Source organism: Enterobacter sp. DC1, assembly GCF_000568075.1.
GTDB lineage: Bacteria > Pseudomonadota > Gammaproteobacteria > Enterobacterales > Enterobacteriaceae > Enterobacter > Enterobacter asburiae.
In genome coordinates this window covers 19,581-40,055 of sequence record NZ_AZUA01000005.1, presented here as the reverse complement: position 1 = coordinate 40,055, position 20,475 = coordinate 19,581, and the positions used below count along the sequence as shown (strand labels likewise).

The following is a 20,475-nucleotide window of genomic DNA, read 5'->3' as shown; positions in this document are numbered from 1 at the left end:
CAGGCGTTGCTGTCACTCTTTGTGAGAAAGCTTGTCTGCCGGGACGTCATCCTCGGCGCTTTTCTTCGCCGCTGCATCATCATCGTTCATCGCTTTCTTAAAGCCTTTGATGGCAGCCCCCAGGTCACCACCCAGCGTGCGTAACTTCTTGGTACCAAACAGCAGGACGACCAGTGCGGCAACCACCAGCAGTTTGGTAATACTAATCTCACCCATAGATACCTTCTTTACTTAAAACAGGCTGCATTCAGCGCCAAAACCTGACTGTATTAACGGTCATTTAGCGCGTGCACACAATAGCAATCTGTAACAAGGTGAATCAAGCATTGTTGAAAAAAACATCACAATAATTGCGGTGGCGCAAACCGACGATTGCGAAGAACGGGTAATTGCTGACGCGCAAGCGCAATTCTCTCTAAGTTTATCTCCGCCACCAGCAAATGCGGGGCTTCAGCGGCGGCGGCGATCGTCACCCCCAGCGGATCAACCACCCTGCTTTGCCCGACGTTTTTTGTGCCACATTCCCCTGCTGCAACGACATAGCAGGTTGTATCCAGCGCGCGCGCCGCAAGCAGCGTTGCCCAGTGGTGCTCTTTTAACGGCCCTCTGACCCACGCGGCAGGCAGCACCAGTGCGTCCGCCCCCTGCAGCGCCAGATGCAGCGCCAGCTCGGGAAAACGCAGGTCATAGCACGTCATCAGCCCGATCTTAAATCCGTCAATCTCCAGCAGCGGTGGGATATCGTCTCCGGGGTCAACGCGACGCGACTCCTGAATGCTGAACGCATCATAGAGATGAAGCTTGGCGTAGCGTGCGACGATGGCCCCGTCACGAATCGCCACCAGCGTATTGACTGCGCGAGCCGGCGTTGAGGGAATATGGATCGTTAAAATCGTCGTCATCGTATTGCCCGCGCTTTGGGCAAGCAGCTGCTGCAAAAATTCGCCGTCCAGCGGCTGCGCGGACTTCACGGATAAATCCGGGTCATTATCATCCCTGGCCAGCAGCGCCTCGGGGAGAACCAACAGCGACGCGCCTTTCTGCCGGGCCTGCTTCATCAGTTCGACGCACGTGCGCGCATTTTCACGCCAGTCAGGCGTGACCACAAATTGCCCTACCGCAACATACATATTTGTCCCCTCATCATAAACGGCGTTAAACTCGCTTCTCTTACACATCAAATAGCAGGTATTTAGCGTGTTACAACTACTTTTAGCCGTTTTTATTGGTGGGGGAACGGGTAGCGTTGCGCGATGGTTTCTGAGTATGCGGTTTAACCCCCTGCATCAGGCGATTCCCATGGGGACGCTTGCCGCTAACCTGATTGGTGCCTTTATCATTGGCATGGGGCTGGCCTGGTTTAACCGAATGACGCACATCGACCCAATGTGGAAGGTATTGATTACCACCGGATTCTGCGGTGGGTTAACCACCTTCTCAACCTTTTCTGCGGAAACGGTTTTTCTCTTTCAGGAAGGCCGTATCGGCTGGGCGCTGATGAATATGGCTATCAATATGTTCGGCTCGTTTGCAATGACGGGGATCGCATTTTGGCTATTTTCTTCCGCAAGCGCGCATTAACAGCCGAACCGTTAATGTTGGCTTAATTTTTCTCTGTCACTCTGGATGCAATACTGAACGAGGGTGACAGAATGAAACAGAGTCTGATGAGCGCAGGAATGGTGTTGTTGAGCGTGCTGATCGTAGCCAGCTTCCTGAAAATGTATCTGCTTGGCTGATTCAAAACGAAAAAAACCCGCTCAGTGAGCGGGTTTTGAAATTCTTGCTGACGCGTCTGAATTACAGAGCGATTACGTTAGCAGCAGAAGGGCCTTTGGCACCGTTAGTGATTTCGAACTCTACACGCTGACCTTCAGCCAGAGTTTTGAAACCATTAGACTGGATTGCAGAGAAGTGTACGAACACGTCTTTGCTGCCATCTTCAGGAGTAATGAAACCGAATCCTTTGGACTCATTAAACCACTTAACGTTACCTTTAATCTTAGACATCAAAATTACCTTTACATTAAAAAACGACACAAATGCTGTGTCGGTTATCAGTACATCAATTGTGGGACCTTTTGTCCAGCGGATCTTTGATAAAAAGTGACTAAAGTCGCGTTAATTTTCACTGACAGATTTTTATCGCTTATGAATCAACACCTGCGCGTTTTATCACCAGCATGTAACGTTTTGTCAGTTAAAACTGAAAACGCATCCAGGCGAAGTAAACGTTACCGTTGTTGTATGTACCCGGGATGTAGGTCATCTGGAACGTCGCGGGACCATAGCCAATAGAGGCCAGAGGCAGCAGGACCGGGATCGGAATGTAGTTCCAGTTGTCACGTGCAGTGACCCCGGCGGTATAGCCCAGACCGACGTGGAAGTTCTCGTCCGATAGCGGACGCCAGGTTTTCTCCCAACCATACCCCCCAATCGGCTCCCATTTATTAAACGAGTCTTTGAAGGCCATCAGATAGATGCCATGCCAGTTTCCCTTTTCATCCCAGCGCGACTGGCCAAAACCCGCGCCCCACGGACGCTCGTTGTATTTATCGGTTTTCTCTTTGTCATAAGCAAAACGCGCATGCCACGTTATTGCAGGAACATAGAGATCATAATGTTCAGGTGCCGTCCAGGTTTGGGAAACATTGTCCGTAAAGGTTGAGAACCAGCCTTTTCCCGTCGCGTTGCCTTCTGCCTGTGCAACAGAAGAAAACGTTAACTGCCCAAAAATAAACAACAAAATAGAGAAAAATGTATTACGTACGATCACAATGCAATTACCATTCTTAGTATTCGAGGCAAAGTTTACCATAAAATAGTTGAATCAAGGCTTAACGGCATCAGCGTTATTCCTAATTATTCGGGCTCTTTCCGGGAATATTCTTAAAGAAAGCGAGAGATACGTGCAAATAAGCCCACAAGGGGTGTGACTTCTCACATTACTCTTTGTTAATCAGCAACATGCAAAACCACACAAAACATTAACAATTTGTTATCATTAATAGAGCGTATTGTGCTATTTCTGACGGTCAAGGGCCGTATGACATAAATGTACGGGCCATGGCAAAACACGGTTGTTCGGTTCTCTAGTCGTCTGTTTATTGATTTTAATCAGCAAGAACAGGCCAATTATTCGGCACATTTTCATCCTTCTTTTTTTTATTGATTTTTTGTGCTCCAAAGCAGCAGAGATACAGGGGAAATCATGCTTACGTTATTCGAACTCCTTATTGGAGTCGTCGTCATTGTCGGCGTCGCACGCTACATCATTAAAGGCTACTCGGCCACGGGCGTATTATTTGTCGGCGGTTTAACGCTGCTGATTATCAGCGCAATAATGGGGCACCAGGTGTTACCTGCCAGCGCGGCCAGCACCGGTTACACCGCTACAGATATTGTTGAATACATTAAAATATTGCTCATGAGCCGCGGCGGTGACCTGGGTATGATGATCATGATGCTGTGCGGTTTTGCAGCCTACATGACCCACATCGGCGCCAACGACATGGTGGTTAAGCTTGCCTCCAAACCCCTGCAATACATCAACTCGCCGTATCTGCTGATGGTCGCCGCCTATTTCCTCGCCTGCCTCATGTCGCTGGCCGTTTCGTCAGCTACCGGACTTGGCGTACTGCTCATGGCGACGCTGTTCCCGGTCATGGTGAACGTCGGTATCAGCCGTGGCGCGGCCGCGGCAATTTGCGCGTCTCCGGCAGCGATTATTCTCTCCCCGACCTCCGGCGACGTTGTGCTGGCGGCAAAGGCAGCGGAGATGTCACTCATCGACTTCGCCTTTAAAACCACGTTACCGATCTCGATTGTTGCCATTGTGGGCATGGGGATCGCGCATTTCTTCTGGCAGCGCTATCTCGATAAGAAAGAAAACATCAGCCATGAAATGATGGACGTGAGTGAAATCACCACCACAGCTCCCGCGTTCTATTCCATTCTGCCGTTCACCCCAATCATCGGGGTGCTGATTTTTGACGGCAAATGGGGTCCACAGCTGCACATCATCACCATTCTGGTCATCTGTATGCTGCTGGCCGCCGTGCTGGAGTTTGTGCGCGGTTTTAACACGCAAAAAGTATTCTCGGGTCTGGAAGTGGCATATCGCGGTATGGCGGATGCCTTCGCTGGCGTGGTGATGCTGCTGGTTGCAGCAGGCGTTTTTGCCCAGGGTCTGAGCACAATCGGCTTTATCCAGAGCCTGATTTCTATCGCCACCTCGTTCGGCTCGGCCAGTATTATCCTGATGCTGGTTCTGGTGGTGCTCACCATGCTGGCGGCAATGACCACCGGTTCCGGTAATGCGCCTTTCTACGCCTTCGTTGAGATGATCCCGAAACTGGCTCACTCCTCCGGTATTAACCCGGCCTATCTCTCCATTCCCATGCTGCAGGCGTCAAACCTGGGCCGGACCATTTCACCGGTTTCGGGCGTGGTCGTTGCCGTTGCCGGGATGGCGAAAATCTCGCCATTCGAAGTCGTCAAACGCACCTCAGTGCCCGTTATAGTTGGCCTGATTATCGTGATTATCGCCACGGAAGTGCTGGTACCCGGCGCAGCCTAAGCTAAATTATGGGTATCCAAAAAGCGCCTGCGGGCGCTTTTTGTGCTTTAATAACTTCCAGAAATAAATCGTGCTCATTCGATCAGGAAATCATATGTTCAGGAAGGATATCGTCATCCCGTCTGGCGCAGTGGCGCTTTCTCTCTGTCTCTTCTCCGCACAGGCGGAACCGCTGAAGGCAACACAGTATGGCGATTTCGATCGTTATGTGCTGGCTCTGTCCTGGCAAACCGGGTTTTGCCAGAGCATGGTCGAGCGCAACCGCAATGAACCTGACGAATGTCGCCTGCAAAAAGAGCGCGAGAATAAAGCCGATTTTCTGACCGTTCACGGGCTATGGCCCGGCCTGCCGAAATCTATTGCCGCGCGCGGCGTGGATGAACGTCGATGGATGCGTTTTGGCTGCGCCACGCGCCCGATTCCGAACATGCCGGAAGTGAAGGCCAGCCGCAAATGCGATGCCGCCGAAACCGGACTGTCGCTTTCCGCTGCCGCTAAGCTCAACGACGTCATGCCGGGTGCGGGCGGAAACTCCTGCCTGGAACGCTACGAATATGCCAAACATGGCGTCTGCTTTGGTTTCGATCCGGATGCCTATTTCGGCACGATGGTGCGGATGAATCAGGAAGTTAAAAACAGCGCGGTCGGTAAATTCCTCGCCGATAATTACGGGAAAACCGTCAATCGCAGCGATTTTGACAGTGCCGTTGCCAAAAGCTGGGGCAAGGAGAACATCAAAGCGATCAAACTGACCTGCAACGGCAATCCGGCGTATCTGACCGAGATGCAGATTTCGCTGAAGGCGGACACCATTAACAACCCGCTTTCATCGGCGTCATTTGCACCGCAGCCACATCCAGGTAACTGCGCAAAACAGTTCGTAATTGATAAAGCCGGTTACTGACCCACAGTCGGGCGAACCATATCAAACCGGTTTTCGTCACTAATGCCATAGTACGCCGTCGGCCCACCCGCACGCAGGATGGGCTGCGCTTTCGCCGTCTGGTATATACCCTCTTCCAGCAGCGTTTCGGCAATATGGATACCGACCACCTCGCCCAGCACCAGCCACGTATCAACCGGCGTGCCGTCGGCACCGGTAAGCTGAATGCACTGCGACAGGCGGCACTCAAAGTTCACCGGGCTTTCGGCGACGCGGGGCGCATTGACCAGCTGGCTCGCCGCTGGCGTTAGCCCGGCAAAGCTAAATTCATCCCGATCGTGGGGAAGCATTGCAGAGGTTTGGTTCATCGCCTGCGCGAGATCGCGCGTCGCCAGGTTCCAGACAAATTCCTTTGTTTCGGTAATATTACGCACGCTGTCCTTCCAGCCGTTGCTGGAAAAGCCGATGATCGGCGGGCGATAGTTAAAGCAGTTGAAGAAGCTATACGGCGCTAGATTCAGCTGACCGGCCTTATCGCATGAGGAGATCCAGCCGATCGGACGTGGACCAATAATGGCGTTCAGCGGATCGTGCGGCAGGCCGTGACCCTGAGACGGTTGGTAGAAGTACATAATTCTCTCTCGTTGGTGGGCTGACGCGAATTGCGCTTCGCGCAACGCCCGGGTTCAGGACACTCAGCGTAACGTATTCCGACCGGAATGAAGACTGAATAAATTTCAGCGAAAATTCATATGGACCATGAATGTGACCTTCATCACTTCAAACTTGCGCGCTCAGCCAGTATCATCGGGAGAGTTAAACCCTCGCTGCCAGACGGCGAGGGTTTTCTTTTGGATTGGTTTCTGCGTTACACGCAGCATTAACGACATGGAGTAAAAATGTCCAGACCTACAATTATCATCAACGAGCTCGACGCAGAACGTATCGACAGGCTGCTGGAAAAAGCAGAGTTTGCCTCACTTCCCGTGGCCGACGCCCTGAATGAGGAGCTCGACCGGGCGCAGATGTGCACGCCTGAGACAATGCCGCATGACGTGGTCACCATGAACAGCCAGGTAAAATTCCGCAACCTGACCACCGGTGAAGAGCTGACCCGCACGCTGGTTTACCCGGCTCAGATGACCGACAGCAGCGCACAGCTTTCTGTTCTTGCGCCTGTGGGTGCCGCACTGCTGGGCCTGCGCACGGGCGATACCATCCACTGGGAATTGCCGGGCGGCGCCTCTGCCCATCTTGAAGTGCTGGCGTTGCTCTACCAGCCAGAAGCCGCGGGCGATTACCTGCGTTAACCACTTCTGAACAAGCGACCACCCGCTTTGCACAGAGGATGCAGCCGCATCCTCTTTCCGTAAATTCACCCCATTTTCTTATATCGCGCAAAAAGTCCTTAATCCACGCTTAATCTGTTTTGGTACCGTGGGGACGGTCATGAGTGAGATACTGGCTATCACACTTATTTTTCTGATTATTGCGGCTATTATCGTCATGGCCGTGCTTTATCTTGAACGCCACAGCTAGGCGAGTATTCATGCAACCCCACCGGGGAAAGCATTCACCAGGCCCTTAACTTTCTGCTCTGCGGCCTCGGGCGTTTCTGCACCAGGGACCAGAATCACCTTCCGGCACTCCTCCTCCCGTTTTTCGAATACCTTATAGGCGCGTTCCGCATCAGCAAGAGGAAGATAATGGGTCACGATCTCTTCCGGGGTAAGCAGCCCTTTTTCGATCAGCGGTAGCAGCTCGCCCAGCCAGGCATGGACGTGCGTCTGGCCCATCTTAAACGTCAGCCCCTTATCAAAGGCATCGCCAAACAGGAAGCCATGAATAAACCCGGCGTACACGCCGGGTACGCTAACCACGCCACCGCGTCGAACGGCAGCAATGCACTGCCGCAGCGCTTTGCCGCTGCTGCCTTCAATCTTAAGATTGCTGAGGATCGTTTCGGTGGTGCTGCCTTTCGCTTCAAACCCTACCGCATCAATCACGGCGTCAACGCCGCGCTGGCCAGCGGTCTGCTCGATGATTTTTTCCGCTGCGTCGTTATCATCATCAAAGTTGATGGGGATTGCGCCGTAACGCGCCTCGGCAAATCGCAAACGGTACGGGTGGTGATCGATAACAAAGATCTGCTCAGCCCCTAACAGCCGCGCGCAGGCAATAGTCAGTAGCCCCACCGGCCCGGCGCCGAAAACCGCTACGCTTGAGCCTTTTTCAATCTGCGCATTTTTTGCCGCCTGCCAGGCCGTGGGCAAAATATCGGACAGGAACAGCGCCTTATCATCGGAAAGGAGTTGCGGGACCTTAAACGGCCCGACGTTGCCTTTTGGCACGCGGACATATTCAGCCTGCCCCCCCGGCACGCCGCCGTAGAGATGGCTGTAGCCAAACAGCGCGGCCGGCGCGGGGATTTGCTTTTTGTTCAGCGCGGCGCCCTGCCCGGCATTGGTATTCTCACAGGCCGCGTATTGCTGCAGACGGCAGAAGAAACAGTCCCCGCAGGCGATGACAAAGGGGATCACCACGCGATCGCCTTTTTGCAAATTCTTCACCTCTGCGCCGCACTCGACGATTTCCCCCATAAACTCATGGCCAAAAATGTCGCCGTGCTGCACCTTAGGGATCTTTCCGCGATAGAGATGCAAATCGGAGCCGCAGATTGCCGTGGCCGTGACGCGCAGAATGATATCGTCGGGCTGTTCGATAATGGGATCGGGGACATTCTCGACGCGAACATGGTGCGGACCGTGATACGTAAGTGCTTTCATGCGACCTCCGAAAGGTTCCAGGTAAGTGTATAAGGGTAGCTACCCCTCAAGGTCTGCCCTGGAATACGAGCCTTTTGAGATTTATCCTGGCGAGATAAGAAAACTGACGGGACGCTTACAGAAACCATTAATATTTTATGGTTAAATGAGTTCAGCGTTTATAAACAAGGAGAAACGGGTATGTATCAGAGAATCATTATGCCGGTTGATGTTTTTGAGATGGAGCTGAGCGACAAGGCCGTTCGCCATGCGGAGTTCCTGGCGCAGCAGGACGGTGTCATCCATCTTTTGCACGTACTGCCTGGCTCCGCCAGCCTGAGCCTGCACCGCTTTGCCGCCGACGTGCGTCGCTTCGAGGAGCATTTGCAGCATGAAGCGGAAACTCGCCTGCAAACCATGGTCAGCCACTTCAGCATCGACCCTTCGCGCATCAAAACGCACGTCAGATTCGGCAGCGTACGCGATGCGGTAAACGAACTGGCGAACGAACTGAAAGCAGACGTGGTGGTCATCGGTTCGCGTAACCCTTCCATTACCACGCATCTGCTGGGCTCTAACGCCTCCAGCGTGATCCGCCACACCCATATACCGGTGATGGTCGTAAGGTAAAAAAAGAGGCCACCTTCCGGTGGCCTCTCGCTATTGCAGGTGTAGCCTTACTTTCTTCTGTTATGCGGTTTTGGTGCGAATCAGGTAGTCAAAGGAACTCAGAGACGCCTTCGCCCCTTCGCCCGTGGCGATAATGATCTGTTTGTACGGCACGGTGGTGCAGTCGCCCGCCGCAAACACGCCCTTCACGCTGGTTTCACATTTCGCATCGATGATGATTTCGCCCATGCGGTTGCGCTCAATCGCGCCTTCCAGCCAGGTGGTATTTGGCAGCAGACCAATCTGCACGAAGATCCCTGACAGCTGAACGCTGTGCACGTCGCCGCTCACGCGGTCGCGGTATTCCAGGCCGGTCACTTTGCTGCCGTCGCCCTTCACTTCCGTGGTCTGCGCGTTCAGTACGATGTCGACGTTTTTCAGGCTGCGAACTTTATCCTGCAGAACCTGGTCGGCCTTCATCTCTGGCGCGAACTCCAGAAGCGTAACGTGTTCAACAATCCCCGCCAGGTCGATAGCCGCTTCCACGCCGGAGTTACCGCCGCCGATCACCGCCACGCGTTTACCTTTAAACAGCGGGCCGTCGCAGTGCGGACAGTAGGTCACGCCTTTGGTGCGGTACTGATCTTCGCCCGGAACATTCATGTTGCGCCATTTCGCGCCGGTGGCAATGATAATGCTGCGCGCTTTCAGCACCGCGCCGGAGGCGGTTTCAATCTGGTGTAAACCACCCTCGACCGCTGCCGGAACCAGCTTGCTGGCGCTCTGGCTGTCGATCACGTCCACGTCGTAGTCGCTGACGTGCGCCTTCAACGCCCCCGCCAGCTTCTGGCCTTCGGTCTTCGGCACGGAAATGTAGTTTTCGATGTCCACGGTATCCAGCACCTGGCCGCCGAAGCGTTCGCCCATCAGGCCGGTACGAATGCCTTTACGCGCGGAGTACACCGCTGCCGCCGCGCCCGCAGGGCCGGAACCGACGATCAGCACGTCGTAGGCATCGCGTTTGTTCAGCTCTTCCGCCGCACGTTTTTCAGCGCCGGTATCCACTTTGGCAACGATTTCGGTCAGCGTCATGCGGCCCTGGCCGAACTCTTTACCGTTCATGAAGACCGCCGGAACGCCCATCACGTTGCGATCGGTGATTTCATTCTGGAAGGTACCGCCGTCAATCGCCGTGTGCTTGATGCGCGGGTTCAGGACCGACATCAGGTTCAGCGCCTGCACCACGTCCGGGCAGTTGTGGCAGGAGAGCGAGTAATAGGTTTCAAACTCGAAATCACCGTCGATATCGCGGATCTGCTCCAGCAGCGCCTGCGCTTCTTTTGACGGATGACCACCGGTCCACAGCAGCGCCAGCACAAGAGAGGTAAATTCGTGACCCAGCGGAGAACCGGCAAAGCGCGGTCCCTGGTCTGAGCCTGGGTTGGTAATCAGGAAAGAGGGCTTACGGACCGGCAGCGCGTTGTCTTCTTTGAAGGTCACTTTCGGCGACAGCTCGGCGATCTCCGCCAGCAGTTCCTTGATCTCTGCCGATTTGGCGCTGTCGTCCAGCGTGGCAATCAGCTCAACGGGTTTGGTCAGTTTCTCAAGGTAGGCCTTGAGCTGGGTTTTCATATTAGTGTCGAGCATTGTTCTTCCCTCTCTTAAGACGTCATCATGCAAGCTGCCTTATACGGGCGGCCTGAATGCAACTTGCATCATGGTGCTGGAATGAAATGGGCGCGGGGGGCGCCCATTGATTGCCGGGTGGCACTTCGTTTACCCGGCCTACGATACTGTAGGCCTGTGCAAGCGCAGCGTCGCCAGGCTTTACAGACTTAGATCTTGCCGACCAGGTCCAGGGATGGAGCCAGCGTCGCTTCGCCTTCTTTCCATTTCGCCGGGCATACTTCGCCTGGGTGAGAAGCCACGTACTGAGCGGCTTTCACTTTACGCAGCAGGTCAGAAGCATCACGGCCGATACCTTCAGCGGTAACTTCGATAGCCTGGATAATGCCCTGCGGGTCAACAACGAAGGTGGCGCGGTCAGCCAGGCCTTCATCTTCACGCATGTTGTCGAAGTTACGGGTCAGGGCGCCAGTCGGGTCGCCGATCATCGCGTATTTGATTTTCGCGATGGTTTCAGAGCTGCTGTGCCATGCTTTGTGGGTGAAGTGGGTATCGGTAGAGACGGAGTAAACGTCTACGCCCAGCTTCTGCAGTTCGTCGTAATGGTCTGCAACGTCACCCAGTTCAGTCGGGCAAACGAAGGTAAAGTCAGCCGGATAGAAGAAGAAGACGCTCCAGCGGCCTTCGGTATCTTTCTCGGTAACTTCGATGAACTCACCGTTTTTGAACGCCTGGTTTTTGAAAGGTTTAATTTTGGTATTAATCAAAGACATCTGTACTTCCTCCGTGTTTTCGTTGAGATGTAAGGTAACCAACTTTATTCGTCGGGGCTAATGCGTATGCTTTATCAAATCAATCAGCCAAACCTTACAACGTCGACAAGACAACAAGGTGAACCTTTTACAGGAAAGCCTGAAAGTAAAAAGGCCGCCTCAACGGGCGGCCCTGATACCTGAATTCCCCGCAGGTACATTCAGTGCCAGCCGAAACTGGCGTTGCGTTGCGCTCTACAACCCTTTATATCAAGGCGGTAACAGCCTTTTGATTACACCACCCGCGCAGGGATTGAGCAATCCATAAGAGAGGCATTCCTGCCTATGGCTGTGATAGGCTGTGTCGAACATCATTCCGGAGCGTTATAAATTTATTTTTATTATAAAACTATCACAATATATAGATGACAATTGTCATTTAAAACGATTACCCCCTCTTTTAAGATAAAATTATCCTACACGCCTTTGAAGCGCTCTTTCAATAATCTGCCGCCGTGATACATTAAGATGCTTTTAATTTAAAACTAAGAGATTTAACCGAAAGAATTATAAATGGTTAGCCTCAAACTATTGTTATCAGTTATATGATAACCACAGCAAACGCAGCACCCTCAGGACGAAACATGGCAAACCTGTATGACCTTAAAAAATTCGATCTTAATCTGTTAGTCATTTTCGAGTGCATTTACCAGCACCTTAGTATCAGTAAAGCCGCCGAGACGCTGTATATCACACCCTCTGCCGTCAGCCAGTCACTGCAACGCCTGAGAGGACAACTCAACGATCCTCTGTTTATCCGTTCCGGTAAAGGGATCACGCCCACGACCGTCGGCGTCAATTTGCATCATCATCTGGAACAGAACCTGAACCAGCTGGAGCAGACTATCAATATCATGCACAGCAGCGGGTTGAAGAAGAACTTTGTCATTTATTGCCCGCATTTTATGAGTACGAAAGCAACGCTTGACCCTATAAAACTGCTGATGGATAACCATAACTATTCAATTGAATTACACGATGTTTTTCTGTCATCTGATTCAGCGGAAGATCTCTTAGCCTACAGAAGAGCCGACCTGATATTTTCGTTTTCGTCCTCTAACAGTCATTCCGTCGCCTGTAGCCTTTACCATAAACTTCCTTTCGTTCTCGTTTGTCGGGAGGGCCATCCCCGCCTCAGCGAAAATCCCACGCGTGAAGAGATTCTGAATGAAAACTTCACCGCCTACCTGAACGATGAGAACAGCTTCAAAGACTATCAGGAAAAGGCCGAAAGCCTGTTAAGCAAAAGAAATATTGTCTATCGTAGCGACTCTTTTATATCCCTTCTGTCGGTGATCGGTTCGTCCGACCTCATAGGATTAGTTCCCGCGCCGGCCTTCGAACAATATGGGCCAGCCCTCAACCTGCGAAAAGTGGAAACTGACATTCAATTCCCGAGCATTGATATTTACATGATGTACAATCGTTCCGCGCTCAATAGCTCGGCATTCGCGAGTTTTATTGAAGAGATATCCTTACCGTGAGATATTGCTGTGGTTCTCGCACAAAATGGGAACCACACCGTTAAAACATACACCACCGTTATATAATTACGCGGCATAACCGTTACATAGCCAATTAATTATTGACTGATATAATCATCTCATTAGTATTGACGCTACAGTCAGGTATTTATTCCTCAGGATGAGAATAAGCATGTCAATTTATAAACACCCTTTAAACCAGGATGTTCTTTCTGCTGCTCGGGAGCGAATAAAATGGACGCTCGAAAATTTACCCAAAATCTGTGTTTCTTTTTCAGGAGGTAAAGACTCCACCGTCATGTTGCATCTGGTTGCCCAACAGGCGCGACTGATGAAAATCAAAATAGATGTGCTCTTTATCGACTGGGAAGCGCAATTTTCCCATACCATTACCCACGTAGAACATATGCGCGAGTTGTACAGCGATGTCATCGACCATTTCTGGTGGATTGCGCTGCCCCTGACAACGCAAAATTCGCTGTCGCAATTCCAGCCGGAATGGCAATGCTGGGAACCCGGTACCCGATGGGTCCGCCAGCCTCCTGACGATGCGATAACCGATCCCGCTTTTTTTCCCTTCTACCAGCCAGGCATGACGTTTGAAACCTTTGTCCGCGGTTTCTCCGACTGGTTCTCTCGCAATCGCCCGGCGGCGGTACTGATTGGCATCCGCGCCGATGAGTCATACAACCGTTTTCTGGCTGTCGCGTCGGCGCGTAAACAGCGCTTTGCCGACGATAAGCCCTGGACGACAGTCGCACCGGGAGGGCATGCCTGGTATGTTTATCCCCTCTACGACTGGAAAACCGCCGATATATGGACCTGGTTCGCCAAATCAGGGTGTTGCTATAACCCACTCTATGATCTGATGTTTCAGGCCGGCGTGCCGCTACGCTACATGCGGATTTGTGAACCCTTTGGTCCGGAGCAGCGCCAGGGATTATGGCTCTACCACGTTGTTGAGCCCGATCGCTGGGCGGCCATGTGTGAGCGCGTGAGCGGTGCGCGCAGCGGGGGGATGTACGCCGGACACGATAACCATTTTTATGGTCACCGAAAAATTCTGAAACCCGAACACCTGTGCTGGCGCGAATATGCCATGCTGCTCCTCGACAGCATGCCGCAAAATACGGCTGAGCATTACCGCAATAAAATCGCCATTTATCTGCACTGGTATCAGAAGAGAGGCATAGAGGATATTCCCGATACGCAGGACGGTGATATCGGTGCCAAAGATATTCCCTCATGGCGCCGTATTTGTAAGGTTCTCCTGAATAACGACTATTGGTGCAGGGCGCTATCGTTCAGCCCAAATAAACCCAAACATTATCAGCGCTACAGCGACAGAGTGAAGGCGAAACGCAAGGAGTGGGGCATATTATGCGACAAAGACTAATCACCGAGATGGAGACATACCTTCAGTCACTTTCCGAAGAGGATCGTATTGAGGCCATAAATGCTTTTCGCGAAGCGATCCATAAAAACAGTCCGTTTCGTGAGCAACCGATAGACTGCGTTCTCTGGATCAGACAGGACGCTATTACCGCTAACGACTACAACCCCAATAACGTTGCTCCACCAGAAAAACGGCTGCTTAGTAAGTCGCTGGAACTTGATGGATTCACTCAACCTATCGTTGTGACAGAGAGTGAACCGAAACACTACGAAATTGTGGATGGTTTTCATCGCCATGAAATTGGTAAAAATCGGGCGGCACTGAAGCACCAGCTCAAGGGCTATCTCCCCGTCACCTTCCTGCGACAGGACCGACAGGATAAACATGACCGTATGGCTGCCACTATTCGTCACAACCGGGCACGGGGTCGGCACCAGATTAACGCCATGTCGGAGATCGTTCGCGAGCTGGTGCAGCTTGGCTGGAATGACGAGAGAATAAGCAAGGAGCTGGGAATGGACAGCGATGAAGTCTTGCGCCTCAAGCAAATCAACGGTCTGCTGGAGCTGTTTGCAGACCGCCGTTATTCAGAAGCCTGGACGGTGAAATAATCAGAGCGTGTTGAGACGCCCTGCCGCCGCCAGCAGCGTCGATTCCTGCTTCGCAAAGCAAAGACGAATCAGCTTATGCGGGAAGGGATCGGCGCAGAATACCGACAGCGGAATGGCGGCCACGCCCACCTCTTTCGTCAGCCACTGGCAGAAGCTCACGTCGTCCAGGTCCGATATCGCGCTGTAGTCGGCGAGCAGGAAATAGGTCCCTTCTGAGGGCAAAATTTCCAGACGGCTTTTACTTAACGCCGCCACAAACAGATCCCGACGTTCACGATAGAAGTGCGGCAGCTCGCGATAGTGCTCCGGCTCGGCGCGCAGCATATCCGCCAGCGCCAGCTGAGCCGGCGTGTTCACGGCAAAGGTCAGGTACTGGTGCACCTTGCGCAGCTCAGCGCTGATAGCCGCCGGTGCAACGCAGTAACCCACTTTCCAGCCGGTCATATGGTAGGTCTTACCGAATGACGAGACGGCGATGGCGCGCTCGCGAAGCTGCGGATGGGCCAGCACGCTGGCGTGCCCCTCTTCTGCAAAGCAGATGTGTTCGTATACCTCATCGCTCAGCACGTAAATTTCACGTTCCGCAATCGCCTGCCACAGCGCGGCGAAATCGGCTTTCTGCCACACCGTCGCCGACGGGTTGTGCGGCGTATTCAGGATCACCAGGCGGGTTTTGTCGCTCAGCAGCGCGGCGAACGCCTGCCAGTCAGGACGAAAATGCGGCGGCTGGAGCGCCACGCGCTTCACCACGCCGCCGGAGAGTTCAACCGCAGGCGCATAGCTGTCGTAGCTCGGATCAAAGCAGATAACTTCATCGCCCGCACGCACCAGCGCGGTAATCGCCGCATACAGCGCTTCGGTCGCCCCTGCCGTCACCGTAATGTCGGTGTTCGCATCGGGCTTATGGCCGTACAGCTCCGCCGTTTTATCCGCAATGGCTTCCCGCAGCGCCTGCACGCCCGTCATCGGCGCATACTGATTCGCCCCCTGCGCCACGTGGTACGCCAGACGCTCCTGCAGGTACGTCGGGCCATCGAAATCCGGGAACCCTTGGGAAAGGTTAATGGCGTTGTGCTGCTGCGCCAGGGCGCTCATCTGCGTAAAGATGGTAGTACCGAGATTGGGAAGTTTACTCTGCGGAATCAATGCGTTATTGCTCATTGTGTCATGCCTGCTTGTAATACTTATGTTGCTGCCACTATAACACGATGTTAGTCTTTGGCAATCAAGACGCTTAGACGTCTAAACCATATGAATATTCCTGGCCGCGAGGGTAAAAGGAAATGACAGACAACCTGCAACTCACACACCTTGTCGACGCCTGCCGCTGGATTGGCGCCAAAGGCTGGGCCCCCGCCACCGGCGGCAACATGTCGGTGCGTCAGGACGAACGCCTCTGCTGGCTCAGCGAGTCCGGCAAAGATAAAGGCAGCCTGACGACGGAGGATTTTCTGCAGGTTGAAATCGCCACCAACCGCGCGCCGTCTGGTCGTAAGCCATCAGCCGAAACGGGGCTACACACCCTTATTTATCGCCTGTTCCCGGAAGCCAACGCCGTCCTGCACGTTCATACCGTCAACGCCACGGTGCTGTCGCGTCTGGTGAAAGAAGCCGAGCTCAACATCAGCGGCTTTGAAATGCAAAAATCCCTCACCGGGCAGACCACGCATCTGGATACGGTGGCTATCCCGGTCTTTGATAATGACCAGGACATCGACGCCCTCGCCTCCCGAATCGCCCATTACGCGCAGGAACGCCCGCTTAATTATGGTTTTCTTCTGCGCGGTCATGGCTTAACCTGCTGGGGACGCGACGTGGCCGAGGCCCGCCGTCATCTGGAAGGATTAGAATTCTTATTTGAATGCGAAATGCGTTTACGACAACTGGAGAGAGTATGATTCGCGCGATTGTGACGGATATTGAAGGCACCACCAGCGATATCCGTTTTGTCCATGACGTTTTGTTCCCCTACGCGCGTGAGCGGCTGGCGGCCTTCGTGACCGCGCAGCAGTACGCCGAGCCGGTCAAATCCATTCTGGACAACCTGCGTGATGAAATCGGTAACCCGCACGCCAGCGTCAGCGAGCTTATCGACGCCCTGCTTGCCTTTATGGATGAAGACCGCAAATCCACGGCGCTCAAAGCCCTGCAGGGGATCATCTGGCATGACGGCTACGTGAACGGCGACTTTACCGGCCATCTCTACCCGGACGTGCTGCCTGCGCTGGAAAAGTGGAAAGCGCAAGGGATTGATCTCTATGTTTATTCCTCTGGCTCCGTCGCCGCGCAGAAACTGTTATTTGGCTACAGTGACGAAGGTGATATTACTCATCTGTTCAGCGGCTATTTTGATACCCACATCGGCGCCAAGCGCGAGGTGCAGTCTTATCAAAACATTGCGACGCAAACGGGCATCGCCCCGTCGCAGATCCTGTTCCTGTCGGATATCCATCAGGAGCTGGACGCGGCTGAACAGGCAGGATTTCGCACCCTGCAGCTAATTCGCGGTGATGATGACGGCGCAAGCCATCACCATCAGGTCCACCAGTTTGACGAGATTAATCCGGAGCAGATCCCTTCATGAGCGCATTGACCATTTATTCCGATAAAGACGCCAGTCAACACCAGTGGTACAGCACCGACGCCGCCGAGATCGCCCAACAGCTCAACGCCAAAGGCGTGCGGTTTGAACGCTGGGCTGCGGATCGCGATTTAGGACACGATCCCGCGCCCGAAGCCGTGATCGAGGCGTATCAGCATGCGATCGACAAGCTGGTGGCGGAAAAAGGCTATCAGAGCTGGGACGTGATCAGCCTGCGCGCCGACAACCCACAGAAAGAGGCGCTGCGCGCGAAGTTCCTGAACGAACACACCCACGGCGAAGACGAAGTGCGCTTCTTCGTGGAAGGCGCGGGGCTGTTCTGCCTGCACATTGGCGATGAGGTGTATCAGGTGCTGTGCGAGAAAAACGATCTGATTTCCGTTCCTGCGGGCACGCCGCACTGGTTTGATATGGGCTCAGAGCCGAATTTTACCGCCATTCGTATTTTCGATAACCCGGAAGGCTGGGTGGCGCAGTTTACGGGCGATGGGATTGCGGATGCGTATCCGCGATTAGATTAAACATTCTACTAGTACTTCAGTCATCCCATTACTGTGTTGAATGTTGTGACTGAAGTCATAAAAAACATTACTCTATAATCATCAAATGAATATAATCTTTTGCCAACCCTTTTTTATCGCACCATATATCCAAATTCTCTCGATTTGAAGTTAAATAGCTAAAACCATTAGCATCGGTAGCAAGAAAAACACTTGATGAAATCGGCCGAATGTATTGGTTGATTTTTTTAAATAGAAATAGACTCATAATATCTTTTATTAAATCTTTTTGTGAAACATTATGATCTTCAGCTATCGAAGCTAAATCAACCTCATGGATATAACCACCATTTATTAACATGCAATTAAATACCGCCAACACTTTTTCATCTATACGTTCCGGTTCCCAATCTATTAGAAATTCTCTTTTTTTCAGTTCGCTTTCTTTCATTTCAACATATCTAAATTTCCAACCAGTTCTCCCGTCTTGATGCACAGGTATGGCATACAAGAATGGAGCCAAAATTTCATTTTTGGGATCATTTCCCCACGGCATTTTTACATCAAAATAGAATGCTATTTTTGACCAGATAATTTCTAACATAATTCTTGCAGCATTATCTCTCATTGACACCAAAGCCGCCCATTGCTGATTTTTATTGATACCAAGAAAAGGCATGCCATGAGCCTTAACAATACTGATATTATTAGTTGTCACTAATGTAGGAAAACTGGGCACTCCAAAGCCTTCTCCAGATAATTTGCTTTTCTCAGTTAAGATATCAAAAAAGGCATTTCGCATTCCATATTTAGTTGAATATCCACCATACCCATGAATAATACTTGATGGGGCTAGACTTTCTTGTACTAAAGCATAAAAAAGAATAGCGTCTGTTCTGGATAAAGAATGAATATCTCTGTAAAAAGCAGGAGCCTCTCTTCCTGTTATTTGAGAAAAATGCTTACCAGGGATAGAAACATCTGGATTAAATGAAGGGTCTTTAAGTTTAAGCTCAAAATATTTAGCGAATTCTTTTCTAATTAATCTAAGATGGTCAAAAGCATCGGCGTAATCTGATTTATTCAAAGTCTTCTTAACTTCAAATATACATAAAACTTGGTCTATGGGATAAATAAAATCACTAGTCCGACCATAGCGTTTCCCTTCACCATGAACAAGCATCCCATCAATTTGGTTAGATAATATTTTATCATTGATAGAAATAAACCCCGAGACTACTTTTAGGCTTAACCCCTTGGGGATAATAAAATTCTGATCAATGCTTTGCTTAGTAATTTCTTCATAAGCAGAACCAAGTGTTGGCATGTGAGGCATTTCTACTTTAAAAAGTTCACTTCTTTCGATTTCTATAAATCGTTCTAACAACTCAGAAGCTTTCTCAATCATAAAACCTCACATTTTAATCATGGGATTTTATACTGTTAATCACAGTTGATGGTTCTAATCCTATCATATGCGCGAGATGCACAAACTCCACCACATCTAACCTGCGTTCACCACTTTCCACTTTAGCAATAAACGATTGGGGTTTCCCCAGGGCCTCAGCAAGCTGCGCCTGAGTAATCCCCTTCTCCTTACGAGCTTTCTTCAACGCATTGATAACACGCTGGTATTCATCCGAGTAAACTGAGGCCATTGTTCCGATTCCATACAAATATCCTGAAATCGAATATCCTCCCATTGTGTTTTTATCCCAAAACAGGATAATTAAGTGCGTAACAAATACATGTAAGGAGGACACAATGCGTCATCAGAACTGGCATCCTGCCGATATCATCGCCGCACTTAAGAAACACGGAACAAGCCTGGCTGCGTTGTCCCGAAAGGCTGGCCTTTCCTCATCCACACTGGCTAACGCGCTTACCCGACCATGGCCCAAAGGTGAATTGCTTATCGCACAGGCGCTAGACATTCCGCCCGATGTGATATGGCCGGAAAGATATTTTGATGAAAAGGGAGAGCCAATATTTCGTCAGATGAGGAATAGCAAAAAGAGAAACCTTTCTTCGACTTGATCAATGATTTCCCCCCCCTCACCCCATCCCTCTCCCTCAAGGGAGAGGGGGTCTAAGAGCACTACAGTTTTAACCCCTTCACATACCCCACCAGCTGATCCAGCACAATCCCCCACCCTTCGTGGAAGCCCATCTGCTCGTGCTGCTCGCGGATTTCCTTCGTCGGATGGCGCGCAATCGCCGTGTAGCGGGTTTTGCCCTCACCCACATCTTCAAGCAGCAGGATCGCCGTCATAAACGGCTTCTCGGCCGGTTTCCAGCCTTCGGTATAGCCGTCGGTAAAGACCAGCTTTTTACCCGGGTCGATTTCAAGAAATACGCCCCGGTTATCCATCCGCTGCCCGTCCACCTCAAACACGGTGTTGAACCGCCCGCCCACGCGCAGGTCGAGGTCGCATTCGGTCACCTTATGGGGAGCAGGAATGAAGAAGTTTTTGATATGTTCCGGCGTGGTCCAGCAGAGCCACAGCAGGTCGCGCGGTGCGTCCACCACGCGCTCCAGTTTTAAGTCTGTTTCAGGATCGAGCGTCACGATGTTGTCCTCTCAGGGGAACCCCTTAAAGGATAGCCG

Annotated in this window: 25 protein-coding genes; 13 read left to right on the top strand and 12 right to left on the bottom strand. The window is 51.9% G+C overall.

Features of this window, described 5'->3' with window-relative positions; genetic code table 11:
• Positions 1 to 12 precede the first annotated feature (12 nt).
• Both tatE and P346_RS07000 read right to left on the bottom strand, forming a co-directional pair.
• Positions 13 to 216 carry a twin-arginine translocase subunit TatE gene (gene tatE, locus P346_RS06995; RefSeq protein ID WP_023310742.1) on the bottom strand — a complete coding sequence of 68 codons (204 nt, stop codon included), beginning with the start codon at positions 214 to 216 and terminating at the stop codon, positions 13 to 15.
• Positions 217 to 341: 125 nt separating this feature from the next.
• A complete protein-coding gene (locus P346_RS07000; RefSeq protein WP_032661084.1) occupies positions 342 to 1,130 on the bottom strand; it encodes a deaminated glutathione amidase in 789 nt (262 codons plus the stop codon).
• A 67-nt stretch (positions 1,131 to 1,197) separates the two neighbouring features.
• Between P346_RS07000 and crcB the strand changes: the two genes are divergently transcribed.
• On the top strand, positions 1,198 to 1,581 hold the full coding sequence (gene crcB / locus P346_RS07005; RefSeq protein WP_023310740.1) for a fluoride efflux transporter CrcB: 384 nt from the start codon (positions 1,198 to 1,200) through the stop codon (positions 1,579 to 1,581).
• A gap of 219 nt (positions 1,582 to 1,800) precedes the next feature.
• Here the strand turns inward: crcB and cspE are convergent, their stop codons facing one another.
• Together cspE and pagP are read right to left on the bottom strand one after the other, a co-directional pair.
• On the bottom strand, positions 1,801 to 2,010 hold the full coding sequence (gene cspE, locus P346_RS07010) for a transcription antiterminator/RNA stability regulator CspE (RefSeq protein WP_002439184.1): 210 nt from the start codon (positions 2,008 to 2,010) through the stop codon (positions 1,801 to 1,803).
• Between the two features lie 190 nt (positions 2,011 to 2,200).
• Positions 2,201 to 2,818 (bottom strand): lipid IV(A) palmitoyltransferase PagP, encoded by a 618-nt coding sequence (gene pagP / locus P346_RS07015; RefSeq protein WP_084492162.1) that lies wholly within the window; start codon positions 2,816 to 2,818, stop codon positions 2,201 to 2,203.
• A gap of 393 nt (positions 2,819 to 3,211) precedes the next feature.
• Between pagP and dcuC the strand changes: the two genes are divergently transcribed.
• Together dcuC and rna are read left to right on the top strand one after the other, a co-directional pair.
• Positions 3,212 to 4,579: an anaerobic C4-dicarboxylate transporter DcuC gene (gene dcuC / locus P346_RS07020; protein WP_032661079.1), complete on the top strand. Its 1,368-nt coding sequence runs from the start codon at positions 3,212 to 3,214 to the stop codon at positions 4,577 to 4,579.
• Positions 4,580 to 4,673: 94 nt separating this feature from the next.
• Entirely contained in the window at positions 4,674 to 5,483 is an 810-nt protein-coding gene (rna, locus tag P346_RS07025) for a ribonuclease I (RefSeq protein WP_032661077.1), read from the top strand.
• Here the strand turns inward: rna and P346_RS07030 are convergent.
• Entirely contained in the window at positions 5,477 to 6,094 is a 618-nt protein-coding gene (locus P346_RS07030; protein WP_032661075.1) for a flavin reductase family protein, read from the bottom strand. The two genes, rna and P346_RS07030, sit on opposite strands and share 7 nt — an antisense overlap.
• Before the next feature lie 267 nt (positions 6,095 to 6,361).
• Here P346_RS07030 and rnk point away from each other — a divergent pair, with 267 nt between their 5' ends.
• The gene (gene rnk, locus P346_RS07035) at positions 6,362 to 6,772 is read left to right on the top strand and encodes a nucleoside diphosphate kinase regulator (protein WP_023310734.1); all 411 of its coding nucleotides are present in this window, start codon (positions 6,362 to 6,364) and stop codon (positions 6,770 to 6,772) included.
• Positions 6,773 to 6,911: 139 nt separating this feature from the next.
• Positions 6,912 to 7,001 carry a small membrane protein YldA gene (gene yldA, locus P346_RS23665; RefSeq protein ID WP_274518173.1) on the top strand — a complete coding sequence of 30 codons (90 nt, stop codon included), beginning with the start codon at positions 6,912 to 6,914 and terminating at the stop codon, positions 6,999 to 7,001.
• 8 nt (positions 7,002 to 7,009) lie between these two features.
• Here yldA and P346_RS07040 read toward each other — a convergent pair whose 3' ends face one another.
• A complete protein-coding gene (locus P346_RS07040) occupies positions 7,010 to 8,248 on the bottom strand; it encodes a zinc-dependent alcohol dehydrogenase (protein WP_032661072.1) in 1,239 nt (412 codons plus the stop codon).
• Positions 8,249 to 8,428: 180 nt separating this feature from the next.
• On the opposite strand from P346_RS07040, the gene uspG reads away from it, so the two are divergent.
• A complete protein-coding gene (gene uspG / locus P346_RS07045) occupies positions 8,429 to 8,857 on the top strand; it encodes a universal stress protein UspG (protein WP_023310731.1) in 429 nt (142 codons plus the stop codon).
• A gap of 60 nt (positions 8,858 to 8,917) precedes the next feature.
• Here the strand turns inward: uspG and ahpF are convergent, their stop codons facing one another.
• Positions 8,918 to 10,483, bottom strand: a complete 1,566-nt coding sequence (gene ahpF, locus P346_RS07050) for an alkyl hydroperoxide reductase subunit F (RefSeq protein ID WP_032661070.1) — start codon at positions 10,481 to 10,483, stop codon at positions 8,918 to 8,920.
• A gap of 188 nt (positions 10,484 to 10,671) precedes the next feature.
• Positions 10,672 to 11,235, bottom strand: a complete 564-nt coding sequence (gene ahpC / locus P346_RS07055; protein WP_008501015.1) for an alkyl hydroperoxide reductase subunit C — start codon at positions 11,233 to 11,235, stop codon at positions 10,672 to 10,674.
• A gap of 623 nt (positions 11,236 to 11,858) precedes the next feature.
• Here ahpC and citR point away from each other — a divergent pair.
• The 3 genes from citR (at position 11,859) to P346_RS07070 (ending at position 14,765) form a co-directional block, all read left to right on the top strand.
• Positions 11,859 to 12,758, top strand: coding sequence for a DNA-binding transcriptional repressor CitR (gene citR, locus P346_RS07060; RefSeq protein ID WP_032661068.1), 900 nt, complete (start codon positions 11,859 to 11,861; stop codon positions 12,756 to 12,758).
• Positions 12,759 to 12,930: 172 nt separating this feature from the next.
• Positions 12,931 to 14,154: a phosphoadenosine phosphosulfate reductase gene (locus P346_RS07065; RefSeq protein WP_032661066.1), complete on the top strand. Its 1,224-nt coding sequence runs from the start codon at positions 12,931 to 12,933 to the stop codon at positions 14,152 to 14,154.
• Positions 14,139 to 14,765, top strand: coding sequence for an IbrB-like domain-containing protein (locus P346_RS07070; protein WP_032661063.1), 627 nt, complete (start codon positions 14,139 to 14,141; stop codon positions 14,763 to 14,765). Before P346_RS07065 ends, P346_RS07070 begins: the two co-directional genes overlap by 16 nt.
• On the opposite strand, the gene P346_RS07075 is transcribed toward P346_RS07070, so the two are convergent.
• Entirely contained in the window at positions 14,766 to 15,926 is a 1,161-nt protein-coding gene (locus tag P346_RS07075; protein WP_032661061.1) for a pyridoxal phosphate-dependent aminotransferase, read from the bottom strand.
• A gap of 122 nt (positions 15,927 to 16,048) precedes the next feature.
• On the opposite strand from P346_RS07075, the gene P346_RS07080 reads away from it, so the two are divergent.
• The 3 genes from P346_RS07080 to P346_RS07090 are packed head-to-tail and all read left to right on the top strand — an operon-like array spanning position 16,049 to position 17,888.
• Positions 16,049 to 16,663, top strand: coding sequence for a methylthioribulose 1-phosphate dehydratase (locus P346_RS07080; protein ID WP_024906998.1), 615 nt, complete (start codon positions 16,049 to 16,051; stop codon positions 16,661 to 16,663).
• The gene (gene mtnC, locus P346_RS07085) at positions 16,660 to 17,349 is read left to right on the top strand and encodes an acireductone synthase (protein ID WP_032661058.1); all 690 of its coding nucleotides are present in this window, start codon (positions 16,660 to 16,662) and stop codon (positions 17,347 to 17,349) included. Before P346_RS07080 ends, mtnC begins: the two co-directional genes overlap by 4 nt.
• Positions 17,346 to 17,888, top strand: a complete 543-nt coding sequence (locus P346_RS07090) for a 1,2-dihydroxy-3-keto-5-methylthiopentene dioxygenase (RefSeq protein WP_032661055.1) — start codon at positions 17,346 to 17,348, stop codon at positions 17,886 to 17,888. The genes mtnC and P346_RS07090 overlap by 4 nt, the downstream gene beginning before the upstream one ends.
• 67 nt (positions 17,889 to 17,955) lie before the next feature.
• On the opposite strand, the gene P346_RS07095 is transcribed toward P346_RS07090, so the two are convergent.
• Positions 17,956 to 19,275 carry a DUF6602 domain-containing protein gene (locus tag P346_RS07095; protein WP_032661052.1) on the bottom strand — a complete coding sequence of 440 codons (1,320 nt, stop codon included), beginning with the start codon at positions 19,273 to 19,275 and terminating at the stop codon, positions 17,956 to 17,958.
• Between the two features lie 13 nt (positions 19,276 to 19,288).
• Positions 19,289 to 19,525 (bottom strand): helix-turn-helix domain-containing protein, encoded by a 237-nt coding sequence (locus P346_RS07100; protein ID WP_032661050.1) that lies wholly within the window; start codon positions 19,523 to 19,525, stop codon positions 19,289 to 19,291.
• Between the two features lie 106 nt (positions 19,526 to 19,631).
• Between P346_RS07100 and P346_RS07105 the strand changes: the two genes are divergently transcribed.
• Positions 19,632 to 19,904 (top strand): helix-turn-helix domain-containing protein, encoded by a 273-nt coding sequence (locus P346_RS07105; protein ID WP_032661048.1) that lies wholly within the window; start codon positions 19,632 to 19,634, stop codon positions 19,902 to 19,904.
• Between the two features lie 61 nt (positions 19,905 to 19,965).
• Here the strand turns inward: P346_RS07105 and P346_RS07110 are convergent, their stop codons facing one another.
• Positions 19,966 to 20,436 (bottom strand): SRPBCC family protein, encoded by a 471-nt coding sequence (locus tag P346_RS07110; protein ID WP_032661046.1) that lies wholly within the window; start codon positions 20,434 to 20,436, stop codon positions 19,966 to 19,968.
• Positions 20,437 to 20,475 lie beyond the last annotated feature (39 nt).